Origin of the sequence: Coleofasciculus sp. B1-GNL1-01 (genome assembly GCF_040220235.1) — a bacterium.
Classification (GTDB): domain Bacteria; phylum Cyanobacteriota; class Cyanobacteriia; order Cyanobacteriales; family Coleofasciculaceae; genus Coleofasciculus.
The window spans coordinates 1-11,989 of sequence record NZ_JAVJTO010000126.1 but is presented as its reverse complement, the minus strand read 5'-3'; the positions used below and the strand labels follow the sequence as shown (position 1 = coordinate 11,989).

Annotated in this window: 9 protein-coding genes and 1 pseudogene; 4 read left to right on the top strand and 6 right to left on the bottom strand. The window is 44.8% G+C overall.

Annotation, left to right across the window (positions count from 1 at the left end; genetic code table 11):
* Positions 1–598: 598 nt before the first annotated feature.
* Positions 599–1,267 carry a polysaccharide deacetylase family protein gene (locus RID53_RS30135; protein ID WP_446391596.1) on the bottom strand — a complete coding sequence of 223 codons (669 nt, stop codon included), beginning with the start codon at positions 1,265–1,267 and terminating at the stop codon, positions 599–601.
* A 242-nt stretch (positions 1,268–1,509) separates the two neighbouring features.
* Positions 1,510–2,058, bottom strand: a complete 549-nt coding sequence (locus RID53_RS30130; RefSeq protein WP_446391595.1) for a hypothetical protein — start codon at positions 2,056–2,058, stop codon at positions 1,510–1,512.
* A gap of 486 nt (positions 2,059–2,544) precedes the next feature.
* Between RID53_RS30130 and RID53_RS30125 the strand changes: the two genes are divergently transcribed.
* Positions 2,545–3,465 carry an alpha/beta fold hydrolase gene (locus RID53_RS30125; RefSeq protein WP_446352559.1) on the top strand — a complete coding sequence of 307 codons (921 nt, stop codon included), beginning with the start codon at positions 2,545–2,547 and terminating at the stop codon, positions 3,463–3,465.
* A gap of 231 nt (positions 3,466–3,696) precedes the next feature.
* Here the strand turns inward: RID53_RS30125 and iscB are convergent, their stop codons facing one another.
* Both iscB and RID53_RS30115 read right to left on the bottom strand, forming a co-directional pair.
* On the bottom strand, positions 3,697–4,983 hold the full coding sequence (gene iscB / locus RID53_RS30120; protein WP_446391614.1) for an RNA-guided endonuclease IscB: 1,287 nt from the start codon (positions 4,981–4,983) through the stop codon (positions 3,697–3,699).
* 241 nt (positions 4,984–5,224) lie between these two features.
* A complete protein-coding gene (locus RID53_RS30115) occupies positions 5,225–5,752 on the bottom strand; it encodes a DUF4330 domain-containing protein (protein WP_446391594.1) in 528 nt (175 codons plus the stop codon).
* A 572-nt stretch (positions 5,753–6,324) separates the two neighbouring features.
* Here RID53_RS30115 and RID53_RS30110 point away from each other — a divergent pair.
* Together RID53_RS30110 and RID53_RS30105 are read left to right on the top strand one after the other, a co-directional pair.
* Positions 6,325–7,764, top strand: coding sequence for an MFS transporter (locus RID53_RS30110; protein ID WP_446391593.1), 1,440 nt, complete (start codon positions 6,325–6,327; stop codon positions 7,762–7,764).
* A gap of 133 nt (positions 7,765–7,897) precedes the next feature.
* A complete protein-coding gene (locus RID53_RS30105) occupies positions 7,898–8,086 on the top strand; it encodes a CPXCG motif-containing cysteine-rich protein (RefSeq protein WP_446391592.1) in 189 nt (62 codons plus the stop codon).
* A gap of 63 nt (positions 8,087–8,149) precedes the next feature.
* Here the strand turns inward: RID53_RS30105 and RID53_RS30100 are convergent, their stop codons facing one another.
* Both RID53_RS30100 and RID53_RS30095 read right to left on the bottom strand, forming a co-directional pair.
* A complete protein-coding gene (locus RID53_RS30100) occupies positions 8,150–8,401 on the bottom strand; it encodes a hypothetical protein (RefSeq protein WP_446391591.1) in 252 nt (83 codons plus the stop codon).
* Positions 8,402–8,761: 360 nt separating this feature from the next.
* Positions 8,762–8,935 (bottom strand): annotated as a pseudogene (locus RID53_RS30095) (AAA family ATPase); the annotation flags it as partial.
* Between the two features lie 373 nt (positions 8,936–9,308).
* Between RID53_RS30095 and RID53_RS30090 the strand changes: the two are divergent.
* Entirely contained in the window at positions 9,309–11,636 is a 2,328-nt protein-coding gene (locus tag RID53_RS30090) for a VIT domain-containing protein (RefSeq protein WP_446391590.1), read from the top strand.
* The last annotated feature ends 353 nt before the right edge of the window (positions 11,637–11,989 follow it).

Sequence of the window (11,989 nt, the reverse complement as noted above, 5' to 3'; positions counted from 1 at the left end):
GTACTCTGGGACTCGACTGGTTCGTCCCGGACAAATCGCTGAAATGTGATCAGCCATTTTAATGAAGTTAGCTGACACTTCAAGAGCCTTAGTTTCTCTAGAGTTCATGAAACACCCTATTTTAGTACAAACGTTCTGTAGTGAGAGGATTCTTCTTCTTTGACTACGTTAGCGAAGTTCAGCGTACATGCAACAAATTTTTTGAGGGTAGAGGTAATGCATAAGTCACGAAGGCTCGATGGTGTGTAAAACATTTGTTTTAGCACACAATAGGAGTAGTTGTGTTTAAAATCTGAATAAAATTCGCCGAGATGGTTACAATACGTAACGCTTGTGTCCTCTTGTGTAAACTGGCAGTCGGAGATGGAGACAAGGCAAGGGGCAGGTGACAGATGGCAGAAGGGCAAGATCAAGGTGGCAAGGTCAAAAAGAATAATCAGGGTTTAGACGAACAGGAGATCACCAGCCACTGCGCCTCTATATCCCTGGTTCTTTCCCCTAACATTTAACTCTATATATAGTTGCAATAATCCCAGTTTTCGGCTGATGCTACTCTACCGATAGCGTTAACGCCAACTTAGTTCACAGCAAGAATGCCTCATTTGAGTTGCCATAGTTGATCAATAGTCACGAAATTATATCCTTGATCCAGTAGAGTTGGGATTAAGCTGGCTGTCGTTTGTGTCACGTCTTCTCCTCCACAGTAACCATCATGCAAGACCAAGAGTGATCCATTCTGTACTTGCTGTAGAACTCGCCGGATCACGACTGAAGTCCCAGGACGTACCCAGTCTTCTGGTACAACACTCCACATCACAGGTCGGTAATGCCATTGGTGTAATAATCTGAGAGTCTGGGGAGTAAACAAACCATTCGGGGGGCGAACATCCCGCAGGCGATCGGAGTTCAGTCCACAAGCTTGGGTAATTGTTGCTTGGGTTTTTTCTAAACTTTGCTTGAGCGTATCTGGTGTCAGCAAGGGGAAAGAGTGGTGATGATAGCCGTGCAATCCAATCCAATGACCCTGGGCGTAGACCTCACGGGCAACGTTTGGTGTCGATTTGACACAAGTCCCTAACCAGAAGAAGCTGGCTTTTACATCGTAGCGTTCTAGAACGTGCAGAAGTTGGGGGGTGTACTGAGGGTGAGGACCATCATCAAACGTAAGGGCAATGGTTCGTGACTGGGGTGAACCTGACCAAAGGCAATCGGGAAAGGTTATCTTCAGAATTGGGTATAAAAGGGGATAGAGTGGGGCAAACTGCATAAGGGTGGGGAAGCTGGGGAAGCAATGTAGAGACGTGCCATGGCACGTCTGGAAGCTGGGGAAGATAGACGAACTCTACCTCAAGATCATGCCTTTAAGCCTAGCGTTGGGTCAACACTCAACACTCAGTCAGGGCGGGTTTAGTCACATCCGGGTGAGGCAAGAAACGATAATAGTGAAACCCGCCCCTACACACTCAAAACTCACGCGCCATGCCCTCAAAGGTTGTGAAGGGTCAAAACTCAACACTCAAAACTTAAGTCATCTACGGTCAGTTGACCGTCAAAGGCATAGAATGTAATGCGAGAGATATTCGGCGCATTAATCTGTAGCTGGGTATTGGGAGGTGTAGATGAATCTGATCCAGCTAAATTGGGTTGAGTCGTCACTTGATCAATAAGCATACCCTGGGAGTCGTAAGCCGACATGATCGTTCGCTGGGAACTGGTGACGTAGCAGCAGAACCGAGCAATCGGCTGCAAAAATGTTGCTTCTAGCCAACCGCTTTTAGGTGCCGCCATGAGTACGATTGTACCAGAGCGGGGAGGATAGGCAGGGTTTGATGGCTGTAGAGCGATCGCGTTCTTAAATGTCACTCCAAACTGGTGAAATTGATGCTCTACCACTTCAAAACAGGTTAAAGCTTCCAAATTAAGGCAGACACTCTTCGGTCTTATCACGAGTAAACTCGACTCATATTCAGCTATATCCCAGGCAGGAGAAGCGATCGCCGCTTGCGACTTGATGAAGTTATCATCTATAATTTCCTGTAACTGTAAATTGCATTGCATTGTTATAACAGATTTTAAACAACAAATAAATAAATTGATCAGATCGAACACCGGAAAGCTTATAACTCTATAAGCCTAGAAAAAATGTCAAGTTTGAGGTTTCAAGCACCGTTTAAATCTCCTGCTCTCAAAATCACCAGATATCTCCGCTCTGCTGGCAAATCACGTTTACAGGCGGGTTATGCTCAAATGGAAACTCAGCCGCAATGATGCTCCCTGGAACCGTCTCACTCAAAACTACAAGTGTTTTTAAGATGATTACTGATATGAGTTTGTACCCTTTTGTGTGTAAACGTCCACTCACATAAAATCCTCCGATGAAATAATATTGAGAAAAGTTCCCTCAGTTCAAAATTTATGATTTTAACGCTTTTCTCAAAGATTGACTCACGTTGACCTAAGATTCCGGATTAAGGGAATCAACTTAAAGTCAGAGGCTCTCGACCCTAGAATCAGGGATGATAGCAATAGCGATAAGGTTGAGATATGATTGAACCCAACGGTTTTAAACAGCACTCCTTAGTGACCTCACTGGGACGCATGACATACTACACGGCTGACGACATGCCGTGGCAAACCCCAGAAACCCCTGAGCCAGAAGAACGACCAACATTAGTGTTTTTGCATGGCTTTGGGGGCGGGTCATCAGCCTATGAGTGGTCAAAGGTCTATCCGGCATTTGCCAGTGAGTATCGAGTTTTAGCCCCTGACCTCATCGGTTGGGGTCGTTCAGAGCATCCTGAACGCAATTATCAGATTGATGACTACATCACCACGATTAATGAATTCCTAGAGCAAACCTGTCCTCAAGGAACACCAGTGATTGCTTCGTCTCTAACCGCCGCTTTGACAATCCGAGCCGCGATCGCACGTCCTGAACTGTATAAGTCTTTGATTCTCACCACTCCATCAGGACTCTCTGATTTCGGGGAAGACTACACACGTAGCTTTTTTGCTCAGTTAATCAGCACACCGATTCTGGATCGCATCCTCTACAGCACTGGTGTCGCCACTGAAGGCGGTATCCGCAGTTTCTTGGAAAGTCGGCAATTTGCTCGTTCCAGCCGAATTTACTCAGAAATTGTGGATGCTTATTTAGCCTCAGCTCAACAACCCAATGCTGAATATGCAGCGCTGTCGTTTGTACGGGGAGACTTGTGCTTTGACTTATCCCTGTACATTACTCAACTGACCACTCCCACAGCAATTATCTGGGGACAAAAATCGGAATTTACCAGCCCAGAAATCGGCAAACGACTGGCGGCTCTCAATCCGAAAGCTGTTCAAGTCTTTCAAACCCTTGAGGATGTTGGATTGACTCCTCAGCTCGAATTACCAGCCGTCACAATTGGTTTAATCCAAAAGTATTTGAAAATGCTAAAGTCTGAGGACAGAATTGCAGATTAGTCCTTTGTCATTAGTCTTTTGTCATTTCATTATCTCCCCCAGCTCCCAGACGTAGCATGCTACGTCTCTACATGCTCCCTATTCCCTGTTCCCTTTCATCTTTCCTCCTCGTGGAGACCCCCGCTATAAACGAGGCGGATTAGGACAAGCGAAGCGAGTACCGCCAAAGTTTTAGCGGCGGGAGGAAACGAGGAAAAATTTATGGGGTTCAATACCCCTAAATTTTTCAAATCACTGTATGTATGAATACCCATCCTTTTTGTGAAGTGGCAAGCAGTATTTATGACTGATTCCTTGAACCAGTCCATCTGTTGTGGAAATATTGAAACTTCCAGTAGCACGAGTGGCTACCCGCCCAACGTAAGTTCCAATCTTTTTGCCAGAAGTGACAACAGCTTTAACGATGTCACCCGTCTGAAAACCTTTGTGAAATTTTGTTCTCTTGCAATAACGACTAGGAAACCCGAACTTGTCAGTACGGCACTGCTGACGGGTTCCGTGACCTTTAGCAGCAATCAATAGAGGTTTAACTTCTGATGTGATTAACTGCTCTGGGGTTGAAGCTCCAACACAGGCCGCGTCCCAGTAATGAGTTTTGTCTAAACCTCGGATGGTTCGGTTGTACTTGGTGCGACCACCCGTGCCAACTTCGACAGGTAAACCCGTTTTTTTGAGGTTATAGTACAGATTCCATCGGGTTGCGTTGACTGCTGCTGTGTCAGCCAAAGGTCTTTTAGCTTGAGACAGGATGCATTTGAGCAGGTCAGGTTTACCCTTGAGGAAATCCTTAATATCCTGGTTGCCCTTTTTCTGATTACAAGAGGTACAGGCTAGGCACAAGTTACTGATTCGGTTGGAACCCCCTTTTGAGCGGGCATTTATATGCTCAATCTCAAGTTGGGTGTCTTTTTCGCCACAGTAGGCACAGGTTCTGTTCCACTTTTCGAGCAAAAACTCACGGATTTCGTAACCGAATAGTGTGCCTTGTTGATAGCCTATTCCGCTAATTTCAGCGTCTTCCATCTGCTGAGTGTCAAACCTGACCAATTCTTGAGATATGGCAGTAATTTGAGATATGGATGATAGGCGATTAACCCAAGTCAAGATGTTGGCGACTCGACTGTTTAACGATGGTGGCAACCATCCTTCAGGGCGAGTACGGTTCAGAAAACGTGACTTGCGGTAACGAGTTTTGCGGTTACGGCGTGAGCGTCTTAACTGGCGGCGTGACGTTAAAGCATCCCGAATTTGAAACCCTCGGTGTTGTAACTGGGCAGCCCAAACAACCTCACCAGTACTGTCGTTGACTAATGCTAGTCCTGTAGTTTTCGCGCCTGGGTCGATTTTGACTCGAAGCGATTCTACTTTTGGGTTGACCACCTCCTTGTTCAGTATCACGGTGAAAGGGTAGCGCCGAAATACAGCGGCTTTCCCTTGAGATAACAGCATTCTTGCCCTACCTGAATGGATGGGGTTGAGAGGTTGCTTGTTGGTGTCTAAAACGAAAACTTTACTCAAAGCTTGAGTCTCCTTGCGGGTAATGTTAGCCTTGGCAATGTTACGAAAGCTTTTTGGGTTTACGACACTGACTTCAACCCGATATGTCTGTTTAATCGCAAACGATAGAGCTAAAAACTGGCTACGCATTCTTAGGTATCTTGACTTTCGTAACGTAGTGAATTAACACTCAGCCTGGTAAACTCTGGGCTTCTTTAAAAGCCCCCGCTAGAGTCGGTACTCCGACTTAGCGGCAGGTAGTTTACTCAACCCTGACATCAATCACGCTAGCGTTGAAATTGTAATCCTTACCCTCTAATTCCACAGGCGTTCCAATTTTAAGCTTGCTATTTCCCAGAACCGGACCATCATCGGTAATAGTGGCTTGACCACCGAGGGTCATTAGTATATCAGTGCTAAAGGTGTCAGGTCTGGGATCGGGTAGCGCTTTAGCCGAGCCATCGGGTTGAGGTACAATAACCAGTCTTGGCAATTCTTGTACCGATATGATGTCTACCTTACCAGAGGGTTGATTACGAATAACGATATTTGTTTTCTTTTCTGCTCTAAATTGAGACATCAAATCCTCTGGCTTACGCACGCTCAACCCTCGAACAATCAAATCAACTTCAACAGATTTTTCGGCGCTGCTTCCAGGTATCTGGGCGACGGAACCTGTACCTGGAATGAAAAAGATTCCCACAATCACTAATAAAATGACCAAGGCAGCCCCTAGATCAAGAATGCTGATTTTACCAAAAAGACGACCTTTAGAATCTAAAATAGTCATAAATCCTCACGATTAGTATTTTTTAACTCTCGTTTTAACATCAACAGAAGACTCAGTTATGCTGTCCTGAGTTAAATTACTACGGCAGCAACAATAGAATCAGTATAACCTGTGGAAAGCTTAGGAGTTTAAAACCGCTACCGCGCATTCCTCTCCGGTCTCGCATACACGGAGTTTCCTGCGACGGAGGCATTATTATGAGGATTCTTATGCTAGGCACAACGGCAGTCTCCAAAGGCTACTGAGCTTTACTGGCGTCTTCAGCGTGTGGGAGGTAAGCGATCGCATACCTACAATTCAGCCTATCCTCTGGGATGTCAGGGGAAGCAAAATTGTCAGACGTAGACGTAATTGATCAGGCGATCGCGTTCGTTCCGTTCGTAGTAAGCACTTTAGTGCCATAAACCGTTCGTAGTAGGCACTTTAGTGCCATAAACCTGACGGGGTGATACGCTACTTGGAAAGTAGGTAGTCTACCCGGTATAAGGTAGTAATAATAAGGCTTTGGCTTTGTTGTCAGTCCATGAGAGATCAGCGCTAAAGCGCTTACTACAAACTCTAAAGTTGACGCTATGGATCAGTTTTCCTCATCTGCTTTACCCCAGCCAGAAACTAAAACGCTGCGTTTTACCACCAAGTTCACCTATGGAGTGGGTGAGCTAGCAGCCGCGATTCCTGGCAATATTTTATCCTTTTTCTTCTTATTTTTTCTCACGAATATCGCTGGACTTAGTGCGAGTAAAGCGGGTACTGTGATGCTGATTAGCAAAGCCTGGGATGCGATTAATGATCCGTTGATTGGCTGGCTTAGTGATCACACCCGTTCACGTTGGGGACGGCGGTATCCGTGGATTGTCTGTGGGGCGGTTCCTTTGGGACTCTTTTTTATGTTGCTGTGGATTGTGCCGACGTTTAGTCAAGATGTAACGTTGAATCAGCAGGCTTTATTCGGTTACTACGGTGTTTTAGGGGTTCTATTTTATGCCGCGTTTACATCAGTGCTGCTGCCTTTCTCTGCTCTAGCTCCCGAACTGACTCAAGATTATCATGAACGGACTAGCTTGATTAGTTTTAAATCAGCATTTTCTGTCGGTGGCGCGATTCTGGCATTAGTTTTGGCTCAAGTGATCTTTTCTGTAGTGGAACACCCTAGCCAAAAATATTTAGTGTTAGGAATTGTCTGTGCTACTTGCGCTGTTGTATCTGCCTACGTCAGTGTTTTAGGAACTCATCGGGTTGTCCTCAATCAGCAAGCAACGGAAACAGTGAATGCGTCGGTACGCCCATCGTTACCCTGGCGATCGCAAATTGGCTATATTTTTGCCAATCGCCCTTTCTTGTATGTCATGGGTATTTATCTTTGTTCGTGGTTAGGGGTACAGATTACTGCCGCGATTTTGCCCTACTTTGTGATTAACTGGATGGGATTACCCGATCACCACTTTACCCAAGTCGCGATCGCGGTGCAAGGAACGGCGCTGATGATGATGTTTATTTGGAGTTTCGTGAGTAAGCGGTTGGGGAAAAAAGCGGTGTATTTAATTGGAATGCCGTTGTTAATTTTGGCGGAAGCTGGCTTATTTTTCCTGCAACCGGGTCAAGTTGGTTTACTCTATGGTTTAGCTGTACTGGCAGGGTTTGGTATTGCTACGGCTTATCTGATTCCCTGGTCAATGTTACCCGATGTTGTGGATCTCGATGAACTCAACAGCGGACAACGACGGGAGGGGATTTTCTATGGGTTCATGGTATTATTTCAGAAAATGGGGTTTGCGATCGCACTTTTTTTAGTGGGAAAAATACTCGACTGGGCTGGGTTTATTTCGAGTGTGGCGGGAGAACCCAATCCGGTGCAACCGGAGTCGGCGTTGTTCGCCATCCGGATGATTATTGGTCCTTTACCCACGTTGATCTTAATTTGCGGTTTGGTTTGTAGCTATTTTTATCCGATTACTCGCGAGGTTCATGTCCAAATTCTCCATCAACTTTGGGAACGCAATCATCAGTCATAGATCAATGGTAGGGGCGGGTTTAAGAAATGGTAGGGGCGGGTTTAGCCACTAAATTTCGATATTCACCAATAACCGAACAACAAAACCCGCCCTATCTCACCCCTAACTGATCTATACGTTATCAGTCGTCATAATGGAAAATACAGCAGAATACAGTTGCGCCTACTGTGGCGAAACCAACGTCACCTTTATTGACATTAGTGCAGGCTCTCAGCAATCGTATGTTGAGGATTGTCAGGTTTGTTGTCAACCGAATATTTTGTATGTCCGGATTGATGAAGATACCCTCGACGTGGAAATTGATACAGACGTGGAAAGTTAACTGGAACTGGCGCTTTTGTTCATTACTTTGAAGCTGGAGCGGTCTAAAATCAGTTCGGGTTTGTTACCTTTGCTCTTGAGCATAACTATTCGTCGCCATACTCTTTTTAAGAGTTTCACAAAAACTCAATAAATTTTGAAAGGTTTCGATGTGTTTCGAGTCATCTTGTACTCTTTTCTGTAATTGCTCTAAATAATATTCTTCCATGGCATCACCGGGAAACTTTTTAGTATAAGATATGTTTTTCGACTCAAAATTTTTTTGTACATATTTCAAATGAAAATCAGCGTGGTTTCTCATATTATACTTACTCATTTTTTCAGGATCATACTGAGAAACATCATAATAGTTTCCATAATCTGATAATGGTGATTCTAGTGGTTGTCTTGAATCAAAAATTTTTCTATTTCCTAATAACCAAGTCTCTATACAGCGTTTTTGTATTCAACTAAAAAATAAATATTCATTATTCATATTCTAAATAAGCTGTCATGCATTTAAATTGGGTATTAGTAGCGAGCAAGATGCTCGCACTATAACGTTTTCAGACTCCATGTGATACAGCTAAACAAGAGTAGAGCAAAGCTATCTGATGATTGCTGTACTACACGGTGTTAGAAAGTGCTGTACAAGGCTTTCGCCATTATTGACATTAAAGTTTAAATGCCGAACAGCTTATTTATCATCCTCAAGGACATTAATTAAATCAATAAAAGCTTTTTGTCTAGATTCGGAAATATGAAAATCTTTTGCATTTTTAACAGTTACCAAACTTCCTTGGCGAGTCACTATTTTCCAATAAGCAGGACTAATATTATTAATTACATAAGGATGATGACTGGTAACAATAGACTTTTTCCATGCCTTCCAGTCCTACCTCACCCCAACTCCACAGAAGGATCAGAGATGGCAACCTAGCATATCCCCATCTCCCAAAATTATAGAACTCCGAGTCAGTTTCCAAAGAACTGCCCAGCAAAATTTGTCCGGCTGCGAGGCGGTTCCCACAATCAAGATACCACACACGGGGAACTTCAGAACGGCTGTAATGGCTCCTATCCCGCCATTGAAGGCGTCAAACTACTTTATATTTATTAATTTTCCCTGGATGTACGAAAATTGCTAACGCTAGCATAAGGGGTCAACTACTCCTGAAACGCCAAAACTCAACAGTAGCATTAATTACAGATACCCCTCATTGGTGAAGGATTTACTCATGGTTATGAATACAACGCTCCGCTCTCATAAACCCCTTGGTGGACTATACACCAAAACGGGGGAACATGCTTTGGTTTTCCCATTGAAGCATACGCAAGTGCTGGCTAAAGTGGCGGGGAATTTATCCCGCGTCGAGGTAACGCAAACCTTTGAAAATTCCTTTATGGAACCGTTAGAAGCCATATATATCTTCCCTTTGCCAGATGCGGCAGTTGTGGATGAGATGGAAATAAAACTGGGCGATCGCATAATTAAAGGGGGGATTAAAAAACGGGAAGAAGCGCAGCTAATTTATGAACAAGCCCGCCAAGAGGGACGAACGGCTGGATTATTAGAACAAGAACGGGATAATATTTTTACCCAATCTTTGGCAAATATTAAACCCGGAGAACGGATTGATGTCACGATTCGCTATACTGATACGCTGAAATTTAGTGGCGGTGAGTGCGAATTTGTTTTCCCGATGGTAGTAGGACCCCGATTTTGTCCAGGGATTCCCATTGATGAAACCGGGGATAGCGATCGCGTGGCGGATGCGTCACGGATTATGCCTACAATTATCCCACCCAGTACCCGTTCCGGACATGATATTCAAATCATGGTGGAAATTGACGCCGGGGTTCCCATTTCCAACATTAATTCTCCCTCGCACCCGATCAAAGTGGAACATGAGGAGACATGGGTGCGCGTACTCCTGGGGGAAGGAGATACTATTCCCAACAAAGACCTAATTTTACGCTATCAAGTCTCAGGCGATCGCACTCAGGCGACGGTACTGACGCAATCGGATACAAGGGGCGGTCATTTTGCCCTCTATTTGATTCCGGCGGTGGATTATTTCGATCATGAAATTGTTCCCAAAGATGTCGTTTTTCTCATCGATACATCCGGATCTCAAAAAGGTGATCCCTTCCGCAAATCTCAGGAATTAATGCGCCGATTTATCCAGGGATTGAATCCCCAGGATACATTTACGATTCTGGATTTTTCTGATATCACGACCCAATTGTCTGCCAAACCTTTAGCCAATACACCCCAAAATCGGATTAAAGCCCTCACCTACATCAATCAATTAAAGGCAAATGGCGGCACTTATTTACTCAATGGAATTCGCGCTGTCTTAAATTTTCCCGCTGCACCCGAAGGACGTTTACGCAGTATTGTATTACTCACCGACGGCTATATTGGCAATGAATCAGAAATTCTGGCAGAGGTGAAACAGTATCTCAAACCGGGAAATCGTTTATATAGTTTTGGGGTTGGCAGTTCACCGAATCGATTTCTCTTAAATCGGATGGCAGAATTAGGGCGAGGAACATCGCGAATTGTACGTCAGGATGAATCAACTCAGAAGGTAACCGAAGAATTCTTGCGCCAAATTAATAACCCCGTTCTAACTACTATTAATGTAGAGTGGCAAGGAATGGGAGAGGCGATGATTTATCCGACAACTCCCCCCGATTTGTTTACCCAACAACCCTTAGTTTTATTTGGGCGCATTTCTCCGATTCATGCGGAACAGACGGGTATCTTGAAAATTACCGGAACCGTTACCGGGGGTAAGCGTTATGAACAGGAATTTCACCTGAGATTTGATTCAGAGGGTAATTGTGCGATCGCGCAGTTGTGGGGGCGGGCGCGAATCAAAGATTTGATGCATCAAATGTGGCATTGTGAAAAGAAAGCACAGGTTGAAGCAATCATCGAAACAGCTTTAACCTATCAGATTTTAGCCCCCTATACAGCGTTTGTTGCCGTCAGTGAACAAATCCGAACTGATCCGCAAGGGAAAGGAATTTGTGTCTCTGTACCCGTTGAGGTGCCAGAAGGGGTATCGTATGAAGGAATATTCGATCAATCTCCCATGCGTTTCCTCGGACTTAAATTCAGGCGATCGCGAGGCAATTCTGGTTTGTCACCCTCACTCACGACTAATGGGGCGTCTCCTCCGGTTGTAGGTGATTCCATCCAGCAGCCACTCCTGAACTGTACTGATGTGGATATCACTCCTACCGCATCTCCCCCGGTTCTGGATGAAACCATTACCAACCTGCAAGTTCTCAGCGTTACCGGATTAGAAAAGTCAAGTGCTACCCTACTCACGCAACACCTGCAACAGGTGATTTTACCATCGGGATACTGTGGTGAACTTGTCTTTGAGTTTCCAGTGCGTAAGGGGCGTGTGGTGCGGGTATTATGGGACGAGGATGCCTCTAGCCTCAATGAAGCCGTTGTCATTGATGTAATTAAGCGATCGCTTTTAAGTTGGCGAGTGCCTCAATGGTTAATGGATACGGTGCGTTTAACCTTACGAATTCAAACAGACAGTTAAAACTGATAACTTATACCTTTGTCAGTCAGCCTCGACACCCGCCAAGAACTCAAGTTCTTGGCTTATAGCTTAAGTCCACTCAAGTGGACTAAAACTAGAGATGCACTCGTCTTTAGACTGAAGTTCCCCCAACCAAAAAATCTTGCACTGCCTCACCGTGCGGCTTTCCGCGATTTTTTAGACGTTCGGCGAGCGCTCAGTCGAGCCGCCGCCCTACTTAGGGCTTGCTGCATAAGTGTGTAAGGTAGACTAGATAGGGGTTTCAAGCCATTTTTTGACCCAACAAGTGCAAGGTTTTTACACTACCACTCTCTTGCATCCTGGAATTTTTGCCAACCTCAGCGCCGAATTTT

What these genes read in the sequence shown, in the direction of transcription:
- RID53_RS30135 (WP_446391596.1), bottom strand. Translation starts at nt 1,267, where the DNA reads ATGCAGTTTGCCCCACTCTATCCCCTTTTATACCCAATTCTGAAGATA.
- RID53_RS30130 (WP_446391595.1), bottom strand. Translation starts at nt 2,058, where the DNA reads ATGCAATGCAATTTACAGTTACAGGAAATTATAGATGATAACTTCATC.
- RID53_RS30125 (WP_446352559.1), top strand. Translation starts at nt 2,545, where the DNA reads ATGATTGAACCCAACGGTTTTAAACAGCACTCCTTAGTGACCTCACTG.
- RID53_RS30115 (WP_446391594.1), bottom strand. Translation starts at nt 5,752, where the DNA reads ATGACTATTTTAGATTCTAAAGGTCGTCTTTTTGGTAAAATCAGCATT.
- RID53_RS30110 (WP_446391593.1), top strand. Translation starts at nt 6,325, where the DNA reads ATGGATCAGTTTTCCTCATCTGCTTTACCCCAGCCAGAAACTAAAACG.
- RID53_RS30105 (WP_446391592.1), top strand. Translation starts at nt 7,898, where the DNA reads ATGGAAAATACAGCAGAATACAGTTGCGCCTACTGTGGCGAAACCAAC.
- RID53_RS30100 (WP_446391591.1), bottom strand. Translation starts at nt 8,401, where the DNA reads ATGAGTAAGTATAATATGAGAAACCACGCTGATTTTCATTTGAAATAT.
- RID53_RS30090 (WP_446391590.1), top strand. Translation starts at nt 9,309, where the DNA reads ATGAATACAACGCTCCGCTCTCATAAACCCCTTGGTGGACTATACACC.